At 41.8% G+C, this 19093-nt stretch carries 14 protein-coding genes; 6 read left to right on the top strand and 8 right to left on the bottom strand.

Going from position 1 to position 19093, the window contains the following annotated elements; genetic code table 11:
• The coding region (locus V5804_RS00185; protein ID WP_369589351.1) for a hypothetical protein at window positions 1-764 on the top strand (764 nt) is incomplete at its 5' end.
• 9 nt (window positions 765-773) lie between these two features.
• On the opposite strand, the gene xylA is transcribed toward V5804_RS00185, so the two are convergent.
• Both xylA and V5804_RS00195 read right to left on the bottom strand, forming a co-directional pair.
• Window positions 774-2105 (bottom strand): xylose isomerase, encoded by a 1332-nt coding sequence (gene xylA, locus V5804_RS00190; protein ID WP_369589352.1) that lies wholly within the window; start codon window positions 2103-2105, stop codon window positions 774-776.
• A gap of 76 nt (window positions 2106-2181) precedes the next feature.
• Window positions 2182-3657: a xylulokinase gene (locus V5804_RS00195; protein ID WP_369589353.1), complete on the bottom strand. Its 1476-nt coding sequence runs from the start codon at window positions 3655-3657 to the stop codon at window positions 2182-2184.
• Between the two features lie 392 nt (window positions 3658-4049).
• On the opposite strand from V5804_RS00195, the gene V5804_RS00200 reads away from it, so the two are divergent.
• Window positions 4050-6194, top strand: a complete 2145-nt coding sequence (locus V5804_RS00200) for an LruC domain-containing protein (RefSeq protein ID WP_369589354.1) — start codon at window positions 4050-4052, stop codon at window positions 6192-6194.
• A gap of 373 nt (window positions 6195-6567) precedes the next feature.
• Here the strand turns inward: V5804_RS00200 and V5804_RS00205 are convergent, their stop codons facing one another.
• The 4 genes from V5804_RS00205 to V5804_RS00220 all read right to left on the bottom strand — a co-directional run bounded on the left by V5804_RS00205 (window position 6568) and on the right by V5804_RS00220 (window position 10042).
• Window positions 6568-7023, bottom strand: a complete 456-nt coding sequence (locus V5804_RS00205) for a DUF6169 family protein (RefSeq protein WP_369589355.1) — start codon at window positions 7021-7023, stop codon at window positions 6568-6570.
• Window positions 7007-7162 carry a hypothetical protein gene (locus tag V5804_RS00210; RefSeq protein WP_369589356.1) on the bottom strand — a complete coding sequence of 52 codons (156 nt, stop codon included), beginning with the start codon at window positions 7160-7162 and terminating at the stop codon, window positions 7007-7009. Before V5804_RS00210 ends, V5804_RS00205 begins: the two co-directional genes overlap by 17 nt.
• 173 nt (window positions 7163-7335) lie before the next feature.
• Window positions 7336-8322 (bottom strand): Gfo/Idh/MocA family protein, encoded by a 987-nt coding sequence (locus V5804_RS00215; protein ID WP_369589357.1) that lies wholly within the window; start codon window positions 8320-8322, stop codon window positions 7336-7338.
• 145 nt (window positions 8323-8467) lie between these two features.
• On the bottom strand, window positions 8468-10042 hold the full coding sequence (locus V5804_RS00220; RefSeq protein ID WP_369589358.1) for a hypothetical protein: 1575 nt from the start codon (window positions 10040-10042) through the stop codon (window positions 8468-8470).
• A 256-nt stretch (window positions 10043-10298) separates the two neighbouring features.
• On the opposite strand from V5804_RS00220, the gene V5804_RS00225 reads away from it, so the two are divergent.
• The 4 genes from V5804_RS00225 (at window position 10299) to V5804_RS00240 (ending at window position 16784) form a co-directional block, all read left to right on the top strand.
• Window positions 10299-11033, top strand: coding sequence for a hypothetical protein (locus V5804_RS00225; protein ID WP_369589359.1), 735 nt, complete (start codon window positions 10299-10301; stop codon window positions 11031-11033).
• Window positions 11034-11477: 444 nt separating this feature from the next.
• On the top strand, window positions 11478-15107 hold the full coding sequence (locus V5804_RS00230; protein ID WP_369589360.1) for a gliding motility-associated C-terminal domain-containing protein: 3630 nt from the start codon (window positions 11478-11480) through the stop codon (window positions 15105-15107).
• 29 nt (window positions 15108-15136) lie between these two features.
• Window positions 15137-15844: a gliding motility-associated C-terminal domain-containing protein gene (locus V5804_RS00235; RefSeq protein WP_369589361.1), complete on the top strand. Its 708-nt coding sequence runs from the start codon at window positions 15137-15139 to the stop codon at window positions 15842-15844.
• Between the two features lie 25 nt (window positions 15845-15869).
• Window positions 15870-16784 (top strand): PorP/SprF family type IX secretion system membrane protein, encoded by a 915-nt coding sequence (locus tag V5804_RS00240; protein ID WP_369589362.1) that lies wholly within the window; start codon window positions 15870-15872, stop codon window positions 16782-16784.
• A 102-nt stretch (window positions 16785-16886) separates the two neighbouring features.
• Here V5804_RS00240 and V5804_RS00245 read toward each other — a convergent pair whose 3' ends face one another.
• Together V5804_RS00245 and V5804_RS00250 are read right to left on the bottom strand one after the other, a co-directional pair.
• Window positions 16887-17666 carry a glycosyltransferase gene (locus V5804_RS00245; RefSeq protein ID WP_369589363.1) on the bottom strand — a complete coding sequence of 260 codons (780 nt, stop codon included), beginning with the start codon at window positions 17664-17666 and terminating at the stop codon, window positions 16887-16889.
• Window positions 17667-17705: 39 nt separating this feature from the next.
• Window positions 17706-18584 (bottom strand): glycosyltransferase family 2 protein, encoded by an 879-nt coding sequence (locus V5804_RS00250; RefSeq protein WP_369589364.1) that lies wholly within the window; start codon window positions 18582-18584, stop codon window positions 17706-17708.
• Window positions 18585-19093 lie beyond the last annotated feature (509 nt).

Raw genomic sequence — 19093 nt, forward strand, 5'->3', positions numbered from 1 at the left:
CGTTAAATAATAAGTTGGAATTGCAGTTAGCTAAAGATGAAAATATTAATATTGAGAATACAATCAGACAATTTAAAAGAGATTGTCAGAACATTAGAGATTTTAGTGTTACTATAATTGAAGCTAATAATATTCCAATAAACACATTTTTATTTGGAATATTAGAATTCAAAAATAAGAAAAAAGCATTTTTTGCTAAAAATGCAAAAGAACAAATTAACTTTTCAAATATACTTATTGAAAACATTGGAGATAAGTTATATATAAACATTGAAGATGGAATGAGTACATTTAGCTTACCTCGTTCTGATCAAAAGATCCAACTCAAACCTGAATATCAAAGACTTCATGCAAAGATGGCATTTAATTATTTAGCTTTTCTTTATGGTTGTGATTATGTTAGTCAATCTTATTTCGATCCAATACGGGCATGGATTACTTATGGAGGTGAGGACAAATTTACTAAACACATGATGAATAAAGACAGTGCTATACAGCAAATAATAAAAATTTTACCAGCTTATGCTCATGCAATTTTAATAAGTGAAAGTAATAACTATATTTTTGGACATGTTATAATTTATGGACACTGGATAAATTTGATTGTACTATGTAATAATATAACATCGAATAGAACCAATAAACTAGCAGGATTAATTTGTGATTGGAGACAGCAAAAAGAATTTTCAATTGAAAATCTTATTAAAGAACATTTAATAAAAGAAGCATCTAATGGAACATCAAATGCTTCTTTTACCACCTAAAAATCAGTATCAAATATACCGATTAATCAAATTCTCCAAATATTCTTGTTTACCACTAATCGTTTCCGGTTCGCCGTTTTCGGCGGCGTAGTTGCGCAAATCTTCTAAAGACAATTTGCCTTCTTCAAACGCCTTCCCTTTGCCGCTGTCAAAAGAAGTATAACGTTCTTCACGGATTTTTTTGTAGTCTGATTGCTGCAAAATATTATCGGCCGTAAGCAAAGCGCGGGCAAAAATATCCATTCCGCCAACATGGGCGTAAAACAAATCGGCCGGATCCGTGGAGTTTCTTCTGATCTTGGCATCAAAGTTAACGCCGCCGTATTTGATGCCGCCGCCTTCCAAGATGATCAGCATGGATTCGGCTAGCTCGTTGATGTCGTTCGGGAATTGGTCGGTGTCCCAACCGTTTTGTATATCGCCCCGGTTGGCATCAATCGAACCCAGCAAACCGGCATCTACGGCAACCTGCAGTTCGTGTTGAAAAGTATGGCCGGCCAAAGTAGCGTGGTTCACTTCCAAATTGAGCGAAAAATCGTTTAGCAAATCATATTGCTGCAAAAAGCCCAAAACGGTGGCCGCGTCAAAATCGTACTGGTGCTTCATCGGTTCGGCCGGTTTTGGCTCGATAAAAAAGCTGCCTTTAAAACCTTGTTTGCGTGCATAATCTTTGGCCGTATGCAGGAATTGGGCAAAATGCTCCTGCTCGCGTTTCATGTTGGTGTTCAGCAAAGTCATGTAGCCTTCGCGGCCGCCCCAGAACGTATAGTTTTCTCCGCCCAAAGTAATGGTGGCATCCAAAGCCGCTTTAACCTGTGCACCGGCATGTGCCAAAACATGAAAATCGGGATTGGTGGAAGCGCCATTCATATAGCGGTGGTGCGAAAACAAATTGGCCGTTCCCCACAACAATTTGACACCACTTTGCGCCTGTTTTTCTTTGGCATATTCCACCATAGTTTGCAGGCGGCGTTCGTTTTCGGCGATGTCGTTCCCGTAATCCACCACATCCACATCGTGGAAACAGTAATAAGGCAAATTCATTTTGGTGAAAAATTCAAACGCCGCATCCATTTTATCTTTGGCGCGTTCTACCGCATCGGCTTTTTCATCCCAGGGGAAAATATGCGTGGCACCGCCAAAAGGATCGCTGCCGTTGCCCACAAAAGAATGCCAGTACGCGCCCGCAAACTTAAAATGTTCTTTCATGGTTTTGCCGGCCACAACGCGGTTTTCATCATACCAGCGAAAGGCCAGCGGGTTATCGGATTCTAATCCTTCAAATTGTATTTGTGGAATGCCTTGAAAAAACTCTTTTTCTCCGGTTACTATTTGTCCCATAGTTTTATAATGATTTGTTTTATGTTGATTAATGGTTTTATGAATACTGTTTTTAGCATGGTAAAAGAAGCATTGGCTAACGTAACTGTTTCTCCAGCAATTCTTTCCAGCGCTGGTAAACATCTTCAAACTTTTGGTTTTTTGGTTCGATGGTTTCAACAGGCTGCATGTTTTTAAAAGCTTCTTGCGGAGAAGCAAATATTTTGGCTCCAATTCCTGCTCCTAAAGCTGCGCCCACGCTCCCATCGTTTTGGTACAATTCTACCGGAACGCCGGTTAAATGGACAAAAGCATCGGTAAAAACAGTACTTAAAAACAGGTTGGCTTTTCCGGCGCGGATGATGGTTGGGTGCATCCCGTTTTCGCGCATAATGTCCAATCCGTAACGAAAAGCACAGGCAATCCCTTCCTGCACCGCCTGAAATAAATGTGCCGGATTGTGGCGGTTTACATCAATTCCAACGATTTGCGCGCCTGTTTGCCGGTTGTTCAGCATCCGCTCGGCACCGTTCCCGAAAGGCAGAACCAGCAAACCTTCGCTCCCAACCTTGATTTTACTTGCTTGGTCGTTCATCTGCTGATAAGAAATACTGCTACCGAATAAACTTTTTGCCCAACGGTTCATGCTTCCGGTGCCATTGATGCACAATAAAACGCCGGTCCGGGTTTCAGTTTCGGTGTAGTTAACATGGGCAAAAGTATTGACACGCGATTGCGGGTCGTAAACCGGCTGGTCGCTTACGCCATAAATCACGCCCGAAGTTCCGGCCGTTGCAGCAACTTCGCCAGGTTTCAAAACGTTTAGAGAAAGCGCATTATTCGGCTGGTCGCCAGCTTTGTAAGCCACCGGGATGCTTCTTTTAAGGCCTAATTTTTGTGCAATTTTCGGCTTGACCGTTCCATGCTCCGAAAAAACAGGTTGAATTTTTGGAAATAAATTTGTACTAAATCCAAAGTAGTTGATTATATCTTCAGAAAGTTGATGGCCGATAAAATCATAAAAAACACCTTCTGAAAGTGCAGCAGCCGAAGTGGTGATTTCGCCCGTCAATTTCATGGCAATAAAATCGCCGGGCAGCATTACTTTATCAATTTTACTAAATATTTCCGGTTCGTTTTTTTTGACCCAGGCCAATTTAGAAGCCGTAAAGTTTCCGGGTGAATTCAATAAATGTTTCAGGCATTTTTCCTCGCCTATCGCTTCAAAAGCTTCATTTCCGGTTTCTACGGCCCGGCTATCGCACCAAATGATGCTGTTGCGCAGCAAGTTCTGGTTTTTATCCACCAAAACCAAACCGTGCATTTGGTAAGCAATGCCGATGGCGGCAATATCGGCAGGGTTGTATTTTCCCGAAAGGTTACAGGCTAAAATGGCCTGCTGCGCGTATTGCCACCAGGTTTCCGGTGCTTGCTCGGCCCAGCCGGGCTGCAAAGAAATGATCTCGGCTTCTGCCTCCGGAAACTGCGCCGAAGCCAAAGTGCGCTGCGAAACGGCATCCAAAACAGAAACCTTAACAGAGGATGTGCCGACATCAATACCTAACAATAACATAATCGGATGCTGTTTTTAGCAGGGTAAATTTGGTAACGAAAGTAATGATTAATCTGATGTTTGTGCCGGGTGTTTAAAATCCATCAACCAAACTATGCTGATAATTGGTTCATCTTAAGCCATTTTAAAAAGAATTTAAAATTTTTTTGTTGCTAATTTTCTCATTTCGACCTTAAAAAATATTAATTGAAGATTACAAGTGACACCAAATTTATAGTGCTAAAAGAAGTATTCTCCCGAAAGCATTTGGCGGTTTCCCTTTCAGTTAATTTCCTGCTTTTTTTCTGAATTCGCCCTGTTCCGGCATTCGTCCGCCCGGCAATTGCTGCCGCTGCTGCCGATAAACTTATTCTTTTTGCCGCCGTAAAAACCGCCGAAACAATCCAATCAATATGAAAAAAAGTTTTTACCTGTTAGGTATTTTAGGCCTTGCTACCATAGCTTCGTGCAAAAAAGAGCATTACGGCGGCATAGACGAAAACAACGTTAAAAAAGTTGCGCCAAACGGTTTCGATTATAAAACGGCCAAAGATGTTGGCTTAAACCTTACTTTGCTTACCAACAACGACCAGCCCCTTGCCGGCGTTGTAATTAGTGTTTATAATACCGACAGCACCACTGCCGGGACCGCTATTTATAAAGGCGTAACCGATGCAAAAGGAAATTTATCGGCCACTCTTAGTGTTGCTTCCAATTTAACACAACTGGTTATTGACCCGGCTTATGTTGGCTTGATGCGCAACGTAAAAGTGAACATCAGGAGCAACGCCATTACGGCTACCATCGGTGGCAAAAACGGTTACAGCGGCGATGTTGTGGCCGAAGCTATCCTGAGCACTGGCGGCGGTTCGCCCGGTGGTTCGGGCGGTTTGGGTATTTTGGGTTTAAGCAACACCGATTACCTTTACCCTTCGCCTTATACCAATACGGCCGATGCAGTTTTAAATACAGCTGATTACCCATTGGCGGCAGGGCGGCCAAAGTACCTGGAACCTACGCCGGACGTGGTGGACGCTACCCTGCTGGCTTATGTAAATTCTTCTTTGCCCGAGTATAAATCGGTAAACACTTTGCACCCGGAATACCTGACAAGTTCTGCGGTATCCAATATCAATGTTACGGCCACTTCCGATGTTTGGATTACCTACGTATCCGAAGGTGCAGGCTACCAAAATTCGCTTGCTTATTACACTTACAATACCGGTAACCCGCCTACGGCAACTTCGGGCGGAACGAATGCAAACGGTATTGACAAAATCACGATGGTTTTCCCTAACGCATCAGGCATTGGTTCGGGAGGCGCGTTAAAATCAGGCGACAAAGTTAAGCTGGGCACTTTCAACGCCGGTACGACCATCGCTTTTGTTTTGTTGCAAAACGCTTGGACGGGCAGCGGCATCAACCTAAACGCGCAAAAGTTTTATTCCGACAGCCAGTTGAACCCCGAAAGTACAAGCGCCTTAAGAAAGCATTCTATTGTTTTGTATGATGATGTGCACAAACTTTACTTGTTTGGTTTTGAAGATCTAAACAGGGAATCATCTGCAAACAACCCATTTGGTTATTCTACGGACAATGATTTTAACGACCTTGTTTTTTATGCCACCGCAAACCCGATTGGCGCTATATCTCCCGTTGGCATCCCTCCGATTGATAAAGGTACCGACAGCGACGGCGACGGCGTCCCGGATGTTTTGGATGCTTTCCCTAATGACCCTGCACGTGCCTACATCACTTATTTCCCTTCGCAAAACGGACAGGCAAGGCTTGCTTTTGAAGACAACTGGCCCGCCAAAGGCGATTACGATTTGAACGATTTGGTGATTGATTACCGCTACACCTTTGTTTTAAATGCACAAAGAAACCTGGTAACCCTGCAAGGCGATTACAACGTTGTAGCAGTTGGCGCTTCTTTCAAAAACGGTTTTGGCGTGCAACTGCCGTTCAGCGCTTCTTCTGTAAAATCGGTTACCGGGCAAAAAGCGGTTAGCAACTACATCCAGTTTGCCAGCAATGGCGTGGAGGCCGGGCAAACGAACGCGGTCATCATCCCTTTTGACAACCACGAAGCCGTAATCGGCAACCCTGACGGTGCTTACTTTATCAATACTTTAAATGCAAAACCTAAAGTACAAGGCACGCCCGTTTCTGTTTTGGTAACGTTTAATACGCCCATGTCTATTGCCAATTTAAGCGCGTCAAGCATCAACCCTTTCCTGATTTGTAATTTGAAAAGAGGGAACGAAGCACATTTGCCGGGCTATGCTGCCACCCACAAAGCCAACCAAAGTCTTTTTGCCACTTCGGATGATGCTTCTTTGATTGGCGGACGGAAAACGTACACTTCCATCAACAATTACCCTTGGGCTATTTCTTTCAACGACAACAGCTTTCAATATCCTTTAGAAACCATCAGCGTTTTGGAGGCTTATCCGCACTTTACCGATTGGGCCGGTTCCAGCGGCTCCAACTTTGCCGATTGGTACAGCAACTTAACAACCGGCTACCGCAACACAAGTAATATTTATAATAAGTAGAATTTAGGCAGATAAAAACAGTATCAGAAATTAATCCCTTCCAAAGATTTTGGAGGGGATTTTTGTTTAGATACTGTTTTTACCCCTGTTTTTTTAGGTAACTATATATAAGTTGGAACAAGAGGTTAGATTTACACTAAACATTAATAATCAATAAATTTACTTAAAAAATTAAAGATGTTAATCAGCCGATGACAACGTTTGACTTATAAAAAGTTAATTGTTTAATTTACCATTTAGCAAAAGAGAAAGAAGAAAAACCAAAAAAGGTTATAAATAGTACAATAGCAAGATTGTTATAAAAGAAAGTTTTAAAGATATGATAAAGGCGGGCTTTTTAGGGAAACCGAAAAGAGAAAGATGACAAATAAAACTAACTCATTCCAAGAGCTATTTTAAATTCATCTATTGTATAATTTTCTAAGTAATTATCAGCATTATATAAAATAGACGAATTTAAATTGTATCCATTTTCAGAAGTAATACAATAATTATATTTTTTTATATAGGTATAACCAACCGATGCTTTTACAAACCAATATTCAAAAACTTTATGTCTTTGATCTTCCCGCTCATCCTCCGAATCACATACATAAAATATAACGTTTGAATCTTTCGCAAGTATATCACCTATGATTTTTATAACTGTGTTTTTAATCCAATAATCAACTTGTTGTGGTTCCGATTCGGGATATAAAGACAAAGAAAAAGCGTTAACTTCCCCTAATAGATAAGTCGTTAACGCTAATTTATAAGTAATATTAAATCGAGTAGTAAATGTGTAACTCAGTCCGTCTTCAGAACGTTTTACATTATAAAGGTGTAGCAAAATTAATCCCTTTTTCTTTAGCCAATTCTCCTAAAGGTTTTTTGTTTTTTATTGCCTCTTTAATGTCTTTTTTGTCCTGCATTACCTTACTCAAAAATGCAGGAACAGCTACTAGCTTCTGCTTTTCTTCTGTTTTCATGATTATGATAGCTTTAATAAACTAAATCGCCTATACAACTTTAGTGATAATAGAACTGTGCAAATAAACGGTTATTTAGTTGGTATCGAAATTACAAAATAGAATTGAAATAGTCTTACATTTTTCAAAAATTACATATTTATCGCGTAGGTAAATTATCTTTGTCCCAACTTTTATATTTTACCATTTTTTTGGGTGAAAGCATCCATTAGTTCCATCGAATAAATGGCATCTTGAATCGAACATGGGTTTGGCCCTTTCCCCAAAAAATACTGTACCACTTTTGCTATCAGCGGTTGCTGCACGTGCTGCAAAGGTTCAAAAGGCAGCGTTTCCGTTTTGCCGTTTTTGGTGATGGTGATCTCGCTGGCAAAAACCGGGAAACTGATCTTTCCTTCCGAACCAACAATCGTACACAAATCTTTGCGTTCGCTTTCGGCCGTGGTAAAACACCAGATGCCGGAAAAAACAACGTTATTTTCAAACAAAATATTTCCGGCAACCAAATCGTCTGCTTCGTAAAAACCGCCCTGGTTTAGAGCCAATCCTGATGCTTCTTTTACCGCACCAAAAAAGTACACCATTAAATCCAACTGGTGCGGTGCCAAATCATGGAACAAACCGCCGCCGGAAATGCCTGGGTCAACACGCCAATTTTCCTCCGAATTAGCAATCAAATTTGATTTTGGCGGCTGCAGCATTTGCAAGTCTACAAAGCGGATATCGCCAATCACTTTTTGTTCCAGCAGTTCCTTCACCTTTAAAAAGACCGGTTGCTGCCTGCGGTAATGCGCCACCGAAGCTTTTTGGTGGTATTTTTCGGATGCCTGCAATATCCTTTTTGCCGAAGCAGCCGAAAGCGTAATCGGTTTTTCGATGTAAACCGGTTTTCCGGCGGCCATCGCCTGCAGCGCATATTGTTCGTGCTGCAAAGGCGGCGTGGCAATGTAAACAGCGTTCACGTCCGGGTCGTTAATCAACTCTTCTGCGTTGCTGTACCATTTCGGAACGTTGTGGCGTTTGGCATAATCTTCGGCTTTTGCAGCGTTTCTGCGCATCACCGCAACCAATTCAGAATCCGCAACTTTGTTAAATGCCGGCCCGCTTTTTTTCTCGGTTACATCGCCGCAGCCAATAATGCCCCATTTTACTTTCTCCATCCGTTTTAATTGTTTGTTGGTTGGTCCATGCTTCTTTTACCGGGTAAAATTTTACTTTTTTCCGGGAAGTTTTTTTCTGTCAAATCAATAACTGGCAATATTATAGTTTTGTTTCTGCGGAATTGAGGTAGATTGATCAGCAAAATTACAAGCCCGTTAGCAACACATAAGCATCGCTGATTTTTTCTTCTTGGAAGTTTTTATAGCCGGTAAAAGAAGCTTTGATCAATTGGTCCGACGTTCCCGAAGCAAATTCTTTCGGCACAATCAGGAACAATTTTTCCACTTTTCCGGCAAAAGTTTTCCGTTTTGCAGTTTGCGCATAAGTATCAAAAGGAAAAACCAAAACGCGGTTGTGCTCGATTTCCAATGCAATTTCCGGGCTCATCAGCACAAACAAACACTGCTGCGGAAACTGCCGGTCTAACTGGTGGATTTTCGACAGCGTTTCATCGTCCAGCAAATCCTGGATTACGCGCGTGTTTTCGCCCGGCGTTTGTTCGCTGTTGTTCCGCCATCGTCCAAAAGCATCGTTCCAGGAATACACGCATAAGGCCAGCAGCAACAGGCGCAATGCTTTTTTTAGGGCATTAATTTTTACCTGCCGGATCAATTGAACCACGCCCGGCAAAAACAGTAATCCCAGCAGCCGGAAGTGTCGGCCTTCCATCGAAATAGCGGCGTGGCGGCAATATTGCAGCATAAAAAAGCAAAGGAAAAACAGGTAGGCCGAAAACAGCAGCCAGCGGTAGGCAACCGAACCGATATAGTTGAAATAGATGCGCGAAAGCACAAAAACCAGGAACAAAAAAGCTGCGGCGTAGAAAAAAACGTCTGTTTGGGACAGGTTTTCCTGAAAATCTGGGTGGGCAAAATGGTTAAAAACTTCATCCGCAGAAAAAGCCGTTAAAAGCGGGATGGCCGCCGGATAAAAAAAGTCCAAGGCCGAAAAATCAAAACCCTTTGCTGCTGCAGACGGGTTATTTCCCTTTTGCAGGAACAGGAAAAAAATGGGCAAAACGATGAGCAGCGCGGCAACAATCAGCACGCTTGTTTTTAAGGCGAGTTCTTTTAGCGTGATGCGTTTGCTGATCCAGCTTAAAAATATAAACCCGAAGCCGGAAAGTGTGATCAGCAAAAACGATGATTTGGCGGTGAACCCGATCCACGACAGCAGCACCAACAGCAGCAGCCGGAAAGGTTTCAGCTTAAAATCTAAACAGCAGAACCAAAACCAGGGCGCTATACCAAAGATCAAAACTTCGCCGCCGTTGTAAACCGAAAACGGCAGCAGCGTTTGCACCTGGCTGCACAAAAGCAGTAAACTAAGCAGCACCGTGATGCGGTTGAAACGGAGTTTATCGTACAAAAAGTAACAGCCGCAAACGCCCGATAAGGTAAACAAAATGGAAGTAATGGCCATGGCCCAGCCCAATTTTATGCCGGTAAAAGAAGCAATGCTGCCGGGAACCAAGTATTGCCCGGGCGACCACCAGGTTAAAAACGTTAAAGTATCGGTTGCGATGTTTTTTGGGTTAGGTTCGGGCAGCAGGTTAAAACCGCCGCCGTGCTGCCAGTTTTTCCAGGTTAAAAAACCCCAGCCAGGATCGGGAAAAGTGGAAACTGAAACCCACAAACACGAAACGGCAGCGATTAACAGCGCAGTAAATAAGCCGGCCCAAAGCAAGCGTTCTGTGCGGGCGCGGTTTATATTAAACATGAAAAGACAAAAACATTGGCCGGATTTTTTTGAAGGGCAAAAGTATCAAAAGGAATTGTAATTTGATTTTTACGTTTTTACTTTGGGTTATTTGTGTTGAAATGGATCTTACTGTCAAACTTTGTACTGATTTGGATATTGATACTTTTAACCACACCAATTTTTACCCGATAAAAACAGTATGCCGGCAACTATCTGCTTCAACTTAAAAAAAATTGTACGACTGCTACAGCTTGCCGGGCTTTGTTTTTTGCTAATGTTTAACGTTGAAACAACTTCGGCACAAACCTTTAAAATTATAAAAATCCATTGTCAGCTAAGCCGGGAAGATACGGCCACCATTTATAAAATTGCGCGTTACGAGGCCAGTTTTTACAATGCTGTTTTTGATACCCAAAAAAACGACAGTGTTGCCATCAACATCCATGTTTTTGGGCGAAAGGCTGATTTTAAGCAAACGCCCGACGGTGAAAACTCGCTTCATTTTTTTGCGGACGGTTATTATCTCGAAAGAACGGGGGAAATTTTTGTGTTGAAAACCGAACATGTAAACAGTGCTTTGCTGCACGAGATCAGCCATGCTTTTTTGCACCTCAACCTTAAAAACCCGCCCCAATGGTTTGATGAAGGTTTGGCCACGTATTTTGGTTCTTTGATTGTTGACAACAACCAGATTTTTTATACGCCGGTGGTTGGCCGGATCGAGCGCGTTAAAGAAATGATTGTCGGCAAACAGTTCATCCCGGACGATTTTTTAAGGTACAACAACCAAAACTGGAGCCTGAACCACCAATCCATTACCGATAAATATACCATTGCCTACAGCATTATTTATTTTATGGTGAAGACGAATTTAAACCTCATAAAGCACATGGCGGATGGTTTGAAAAACGGGCAAACCGCAAACCAGGTTTTTGCAGAAATCTTTGGCAGCGCGCAGGGTTTTAACAACCGCTATACCAATTTTTACCAGCAGCAAAACTTGGATTAGAAAAGACACTGAAAATATGCCGGTAAAAGAAGTATGTGGTTTTTTAGAGCCTGTTCAAATTTTATTTTTTATGTTTTGGCTAAAGCCAACCTAAACTTACCTATCCCACGGCCTGAAGGCCGTGGCAACCTAACCGCCTTGTTTTATAAATTTTTGTCCCTGCCAATCACAAAGTCTAACAGTAAAATCCAGCTAATGCTTATTAATTGCCGCGGCCTTTAGGCTGTGGATAAAAGAAACAAAAATTGGCTTTAGCCAAAATTACAATGCGCCAATGATTTTTATGCGATAAAAGAAGTATCAGCAATTACATCAAACTTAAACATGCTTTTAACCCCGATTTAACTTTAAGCCTACAATTTCTTAACTTAAATCTGCTTAATCTTTCCACAAACGTAACTACTTTAGCAAAAAATTAAATAATTTGCAGTTTGATATGCTTCTATGAAAAGATTTTTACCCATTTTCCTGGTTTTCTACCTGATTCTGCCTGGCAAAGCGTTGTTTGCGCAGCTAACTTTGGGTACTTCGCCTTATGTTCAAAACTTTGACGGCATTGGCAACGGTTTGCCAGCGGGTTTTACGGTAAGAACTGGTGCAACTGCTGCGACAATAGGCGCAGAAACTGTTTTAGGCCCAACAACTGCCCCAACCAATGCTGCAACCGTTTGGAATAATACTGCCGGTGCATTCAGAAATTATGCTTCTGCAGATGGGCTAACTGGTTCAGCTTCCACAGCCAGTCAAAATGCTTCTACAGACAGAGCGCTTGGCGTAAGACAAACCGGAACTTTGGGTGATCCGGGAGCAGCATTTGTAGTGCAGTTATCAAACACAAATATGCGAACAGGATTTAGTTTAAGCTTTAAACTACAATCACTCGATGCAAGCACTCCTACTGTAACACCACCACGGGCAGTTACATGGGCTGTAGATTATGGTTTTGGAACTGCGCCTACATCGTTTACCCGGGCAGCAACTACGGGAACTGTAATTACCCAATATGGAACTTTTTCCAACAATACCATCACCGTAAATTTTAACAGCACGCTGGATAACCAAAACCGAAACGTTTGGATCAGGATTGTCGCTTTAAATACTTCAACCGGTGGCGGCAACCGCCCAACTTCGGCCATAGATGATTTTTCTTTGAACTGGACCGATACGCCAATCGGTACGCCGGCTTTAAATATTACGCCAACGGCCATCAGCTTTGCGGCGCAAAATATCAACACCAATTCTTCGGCACAAACTTATACGTTGACCGGCAGCAATTTAACGGCAAACGCTACGGTTGCCACCAATGCGCCTTTTAGCGTGTCAAAAGACAACAGCACTTTTGCCGCTTCGGTTACTTATACGCCTGCCGAAATTTTGGCTGCAAAACCGGTTTATGTGCGTTTTAGCCCCACAACTTCCGGAACTTTTACCGGCGCTGTTTTAAATACCAGCACCAATGCTTTTAACAAAACCGTTACTTTAACCGGAACTGCCCAAGACCCCAACAACCTGGTTTACAGCTTTGATAACTGTACCGGCACGGCCACAATTGCTGATGGCTGGAGGCAATATAGTGTAGTCGGCGCGCAAACTTGGGGCTGTACTGCTTTTGGCCGAGACCCAAATGCACCAAAAGGAACAGCGGCTTTCCCGAATGCGGTGCAGATAAACGGCTATGCCAACAGCACCAATAACATCAATGAAGACTGGCTGATATCGCCTGCCCTGAACATGACAGGCTTTAATTATCCGTTGTTTTCGTTTTGGAGCCGTACTGCTTTTAACGGAGTAAAATTGAAATTTCGCGTTTCTACCAATTACTCCGGAACAGGAAACCCGGCTTTGGCAAACTGGACGGATATTGATGCGCCTTTCCCAAATCAGGCATCAGATATCTGGACACAAACCCAAAACGTTGACCTTTCTGCTTATAAACGGGCTGGCGTTTATGTGGCTTTTGTGTATTATTCTACCACCGAAGATGGCGCGAGATGGACTTTGGACGATATTAACCTGCTCAATTCGCCTACACCGCCGCCGCCTTCCGTTTACACCAACACCAACAGTTTGTCGTTTGGTTTCCAGGCGCAAAACACTTCTTCCACCCAAAACTTTAATACTTCTTTTAACAACCTTATGGGCAATGTTACGATGAGTTCGGACAACGCAGCTTACCAGCTTTCAAAAGACGGGACAACTTTCGGCGACACCATAAATTATGCGGTAAACGAAGCATCGGGCACCACAAAACCAATCCTTGTTAAATTTAACCCGACCGCTGCTTTGGCCAATTATACGGGCAACATCAGCATCGCCACCAACGGCGCAAGCAATATTACGGTCCCGCTTTCGGGCAATACTTATAACCCGGACAATACGTTGGAGGTGGTAAATTATAACATGGAATGGTTTGGAAGTAAGCAGCCCGGCTTAGGCCCCAACGATAAAAACCAGCAGGAAGCCAACATGAAAACAATTTTTGGAAACATCAAAGCAGATATTTTTGGTTTGCTGGAAGTGGTGGACACTAACCGTTTGCGCAACGTAGTAAACAGCTTGCAAGGCTACAGCATGGCCGTTTCTGATTTTGGTTCTTATGCCGATAACGCCCAAGACCCGGACTATGCAGGCGCACAAAAACTGGCTTTTGTTTATAAAACGGCCATGTTTCAAAACGTTAAAATTTCTGATTTGCTGCGTTGTACCGAAGCACAAAACTGTCCGGATTTCAATTACTGGTCAAGCGGCAGGTTTCCTTACGTGATGGATGCCGACGTAACCCTGAACGGCGTAACCAAACATGTAACTTTTGTGTTGATCCATGCCAAAGCCAACACCAGCCCGACAGCAACGGCTTATCAAAGAAGAAAAAACGGTGCCGACGATTTGAAAGCCGTGCTGGATGCCAATTATCCAGGCAAAAACTTTGTTGTTTTGGGCGATTTTAACGATGACCTCGATCAAACCATTACTGCCGGAATTGTGCCGCCAACCACTTCTTACAGTTCTTTTACCGGTGATCCTGCCAACTACTTTCCGCTTACGCTGCCTTTAAGTTTGTCCGGCAAAAAATCAACGGTGAGTTATAACGATATGATTGACCAGGTGATTGTTTCGAAAGGGATGAACACTTTTTACATCAACGGAACGGCTGAAGTGTTGAGCAGCGTTGCGGGTTTGGTGGCCAATTACGGCAATACCACCACCGATCATTACCCGGTTTTAACGCGTTATGCTTTTGGCAACGTGCCGCCAACTTTAAATGTAGTTGCCGATCAAAGCGTTTGTTATTCCAACAACCCACAAAGTATTGCGTTGAGCGGGATTACGGCCGGGCCGGAAAGCGGGCAAACCACTGCCCTTTCGGTTTCCACCTCCAATGCTGCGCTGATTGACCAGGTTTCCGTTGTTCCCGGACCAAAGGGAACCGGCACAATTAATTATCACATCAGCAATAATTCTTCAACCACAGCAACCATTACCGTAACCGTAAAAGATAACGGCGGTACGGCAAACGGCGGGAACGATACTTTTGCCCGTACTTTTAACATTACGGTAAACCCGCTTCCGGCTGTTTTTATCTCCGGTAACCAAAGCCAGGAAGTTTCTAAGGGAACGGTTGTGAACTTAACGGCAACCGGCGGGCAAACTTATACCTGGGCTTCGGCTGCGGATGTTATCAGCGGACAAAACTCGGCTACTTTGGTTGTCCGTCCGCGTGCAACCACCACTTATAAAGTTACGGCAACTAACGCTGCCGGTTGTACTGCCGATCAAACGATTACCATCAATGTCCGAAACGATTATCAGTTAACGGCCAACAACATCATCACCCCAAACGGCGACGGCAAAAACGATACCTGGGTAATCAAAAACATTGATTATTACCCCAACAATACAGTTAAGGTTTTTGATAAAGCCGGCCGCATCGTTTACAGCAAACAAGGTTATGCCAACGATTGGAACGGCACTTACAACAACAGCCCGCTTTCGCAAGGCACGTATTATTTTGTGATTGATTTTGGCGCGGGCCTGGGCTTGTTTAAAGGTTACATCACCATCATCAGAGACTAATTAATTTTCAATTTCGATAAAAAAACAGCGTGTATTTATTAGAATTTTTGTCCCCTAAAAGAAGTATTGTTACAGCAACTTTCATCACCGTTTTCCTAACTTATGCTACCATTAACCAGGCTTTTGGCCAAACCGTGCCTTCAGCAACGCTCAATTTTGAATCGCAAAGCGTTCACCATAGTTCAGCTCCGCAAACATTCACGGTAAGGGGCAGCAATTTGTCCGAGGCAGTTACCGTAAGCACGAACCCTCCTTTCAGCCTTTCAAAAGACAGCGTTAATTACACACCGTCATTAACTTTTACGGTTGAGGAACTGGTATCCAATCAAACCGTTTATGTCAAATTTAAACCAACAGTGATTGGTACTTATGCCGATAGTGTTGTCAACATAAGCACAGGTGCAGACAATAAAATTGTGGCTTTAAGCGGAACGGCCGTAGAATCTACCAATATGTTGGAAGGTAATAAGCTGGATGCCAACAACATCATCACGCCAAATGGCGACGGCAGGAACGATACCTGGGTAATCAAAAACATTGACCAATATCCAAACAACACGGTAAAAGTTTTTGACCATTCCAGAAGCGTGATTTACAGCAAACAAGGTTATACCAACGATTGGAACGGCACTTACAACGATGCCCCGCTGCCGCAGGGAACGTATTATTATGTAGTAGATTTTGGCCCGGGCTCTGGCTTGGTGTTCCGGGGTTTCATCACGGTTGTTAGAGATTAATTTTTAATTCAAGAAAAAACAAAAAATGAATTGGATCAAATTTTTATGCCATAAAAGAAGCATTGCCGCCGCAATTTTTCTCTCACTTTTCATCGTTCTTTCCACCGCAAAAGCTCAACTTAACCCGCTGGCATCGCAGTATTTTGAAAACCAATATTTGTTTAACCCGGCGATGGCAGGCATTAACGATGGCTTAAACATCAACCTGAGCGTGCGTAAACAATGGAGCAGCATTCCTGGCTCGCCTTATACACAAGCTGTTTCTGCGGATTATTTGCTGAACCGCGCTGCTTTTGGCGTAAATGTTTACAACGAGCAGTCGGGTTTGCTAAAATCTACCCGCGCCGTGGCCACTTATGCTTACCACATTCCCTTAGGGCAGGACAACCAGAAGCTAAATTTTGGGCTTTCGGCCGGCGTTTTAACCCAACGTGTGCCTTACGATCAGGTGGATGGCGATCCCGGCGATTTATCCGTTGCCCGCTACAACGACCGCAAAAGTTATGTAGATGGCGATTTTGGCGCTTCGTACACCAGCAACAGCCTGAGCGTGCAGGCCGCTTTGCCCAATTTGAGGAGCGTTTTTAACAACGACAACAGTAACGGCACGGTGGACAGGGCTTTGTATTTTACATCGGTAAGTTACAAGTTTGGTTTTGGCGAAACCGCAAATATGTTTGCTTTGGAACCAAAAGTTTGCTTTCGCGGTGTAAAAGGCTATACCAATATTTTGGATGCCGGTGCCAACTTGATGTTGCTGGACAACCAGTTATCGTTGCAGGCCATGTACCATACTTCCAAAAACAGTACGTTTGGTTTTGGTTTGAACAAAAACTCGTACTCTATCCTTGCTTTTTACACCACCGAAACTTCTGCTTTGAACAATTATACCAATGGCAATTTTGAATTGACTTTGAGGCTGAAGTTGTTTGATAAGTAAGTTTTTACAAGTTTGATGAATGTTTGATCTTGTAATAAAAACCTGATTTAGCTTTATATAAAGATAAACTTTGATACTGATTTTTACCTGATAAAAGAAGCATCAAACCTGGGCACGCCACAAATCTAAATGGTTTTTTAAAAGTTTGAGTTTGAGATAGAAAAATCGAAGTATCAGTGCTACCGTACTTTTATTTTGCCGCCAACTGCTTCGGTTCATGGTACTGGGTTCTTCTATAGAATTATGCTGGTCAAAAAGGGCATTAAAATCATTAAAAAACAAGCCTTTGCCGTTATGTTTTAAAAACGAAATAGCCATTTTATATTCTGTTAAATCACCTTTAATGCCTTCTGCATAACGTCCAAACTTAGTTAAAAACGAACTACGGCGTAAGTGCGGATGGTCGCTGTAACAGTAGAACTTGAGATGGTTGGTGTTCCAGGTATTGAATATCATTTCTGAAAAACCTTTTTGATAGGGCTTTAAATAGGGATATTTAAAGTAAGCATAAAACCGGATGAGGTCTATTTTATTATTGCAGTCCATAAACTGCATCGCATCTTCTAAATGCCGGGCAAAATTTTGTTTGGGTATAAAATCCTCCTGTACATACAAAGTATAAGGTTTGGTTACCGCATCCTGTCCTTTGTTGATATTGTTGCCTAAGCCTTTGTTTTGTGTTGTTCCAATTAAATTAAAAGCGAAGGTTCTTTTTAATTGTTTCAATTTGGCTTGATGCTCGGATTTACTGCCATCATCAGAAACGATGGTTTCTCCAAAAGAGCAGTTTAGTTTTTCAAATGTTTTTAATAAATTTTCGAGCGACGCACTTCTGTTATAATGAGTAATTAACAAGGTAACTTGGGGAAAATAATAGGGCATGAGTAAATACTTTATCAGGGGAAAACCTGTTTATGGAGATTAGATATCTTTATTGGTATTTTTCAAATACTTTCTTTCCAAGGGAACACGCGTGCTAAAATTTCCAAAAAATCTTTTTACTTCTTTTATTAATCGATTTTTGAGGGCATTATAAAAACCTCCGTCACGCTGTAATGTGCGCGGCCCTGTCCACACACGTGCTTTATTTGTTCGTACCTGTTTAACTTTGCCGTACTTCATTAAACCCAGGCACATTTGCCCGTCTTCTCCCCTAAAGTAGTATTTTACAAAACCTACCTTTAAGCCAAATTCTTTTATAAATCCCATACTCATGCCGTAAGAATTAAAGTAAGGCCGGTTAATATGCCTTACTTCTGCAATAACATCTTTCATAGACTCTAATAAACTTAACTTCCAACGTGAAAAGCCTGGTTCACTAATAAAAGAATACCTGCCGTAAACGCATACAACATCTTTTTGAGCTAATACTTTGACCATTTCATTAACCCAAGAATCCGGATAAATACAATCTGCGTCTGCAAGAAGTATATATTTTCCCAATGCATTTTCGAGCCCTAATTGACGCGCCGGCCCCCATCCCTGTGCTCCTTCAAAGAAACCTTTTACATGCAATCGGTCAATTGTTTCTTGGGTTTTGTCTGTAGAGTTATTATTAATTACAATTAATTCGATTGGAATATTAGTTTTCATTTTTGATATACTTGCAATAGAAGTTAAAAGGTTAACTTCTTCGTTCCATGCCGGAATTAAAATACTTACAATAGGTGCATGGGCAGCGTGTTGAAGCTTGGTTAAACCAAAATTTATTTCATCAAAAACTGATTTGGGAATATCCTCAAAACGCCCATAAGGAAATTTATATTGATTTACAAAGTCAGGGTTTTTAAATATATTCATATATTACAAGTTGAAGGTACTACATTTAAAGTAAATACATTAAGTCAATCAATTAAAAAAGAATAAACCAAGGAATTTTATTGTTCATGTTACAGTTAAAAATATCCCTTTCTGTATTAATATTAAATAGGCGAGAAAAGGCCGTTTGCTTTTTTACTGTAAACAAACGGTCTTTTTCTACAATGATAATATCATTAAAACAATAATTGCCTTTGTTATAAACGAAAAGGACAAAAAGTTAAATTTATTTTAGTCATTATTTCCTATTTTGTAAATTTTAATAAAAAGGATTCAAGATAAAAATAAAGGTATTTTACCCATGGATGAATTCATAATATTGAAAGAGAAAACATAATTTGCTTTATTAAAAAACTTTGCTTTATAAATAGTATAACTGTAATAATATCGTATTTTACTTTTACTAAAGTAAATAAGTTACATAATTTACCTGCAACTTTTTATACAGTATAAAGAAAAATGTTTTATTTTTGAACAGTTGTATTTCTGCT

This window comes from Mucilaginibacter sp., from assembly GCF_041088075.1.
In the GTDB taxonomy this organism is placed as follows: domain Bacteria; phylum Bacteroidota; class Bacteroidia; order Sphingobacteriales; family Sphingobacteriaceae; genus Mucilaginibacter_A.

Bases quoted from the DNA above. Each gene is read 5' to 3' on its own strand.
- V5804_RS00225 (WP_369589359.1), top strand. From the start codon at position 10,299: ATGTTTAACGTTGAAACAACTTCGGCACAAACCTTTAAAATTATAAAA.
- xylA (WP_369589352.1), bottom strand. From the start codon at position 2,105: ATGGGACAAATAGTAACCGGAGAAAAAGAGTTTTTTCAAGGCATTCCA.
- V5804_RS00240 (WP_369589362.1), top strand. From the start codon at position 15,870: ATGAATTGGATCAAATTTTTATGCCATAAAAGAAGCATTGCCGCCGCA.
- V5804_RS00220 (WP_369589358.1), bottom strand. From the start codon at position 10,042: ATGTTTAATATAAACCGCGCCCGCACAGAACGCTTGCTTTGGGCCGGC.
- V5804_RS00195 (WP_369589353.1), bottom strand. From the start codon at position 3,657: ATGTTATTGTTAGGTATTGATGTCGGCACATCCTCTGTTAAGGTTTCT.
- V5804_RS00210 (WP_369589356.1), bottom strand. From the start codon at position 7,162: ATGAAAACAGAAGAAAAGCAGAAGCTAGTAGCTGTTCCTGCATTTTTG.
- V5804_RS00250 (WP_369589364.1), bottom strand. From the start codon at position 18,584: ATGAATATATTTAAAAACCCTGACTTTGTAAATCAATATAAATTTCCT.
- V5804_RS00245 (WP_369589363.1), bottom strand. From the start codon at position 17,666: ATGCCCTATTATTTTCCCCAAGTTACCTTGTTAATTACTCATTATAAC.
- V5804_RS00215 (WP_369589357.1), bottom strand. From the start codon at position 8,322: ATGGAGAAAGTAAAATGGGGCATTATTGGCTGCGGCGATGTAACCGAG.
- V5804_RS00230 (WP_369589360.1), top strand. From the start codon at position 11,478: ATGAAAAGATTTTTACCCATTTTCCTGGTTTTCTACCTGATTCTGCCT.
- V5804_RS00200 (WP_369589354.1), top strand. From the start codon at position 4,050: ATGAAAAAAAGTTTTTACCTGTTAGGTATTTTAGGCCTTGCTACCATA.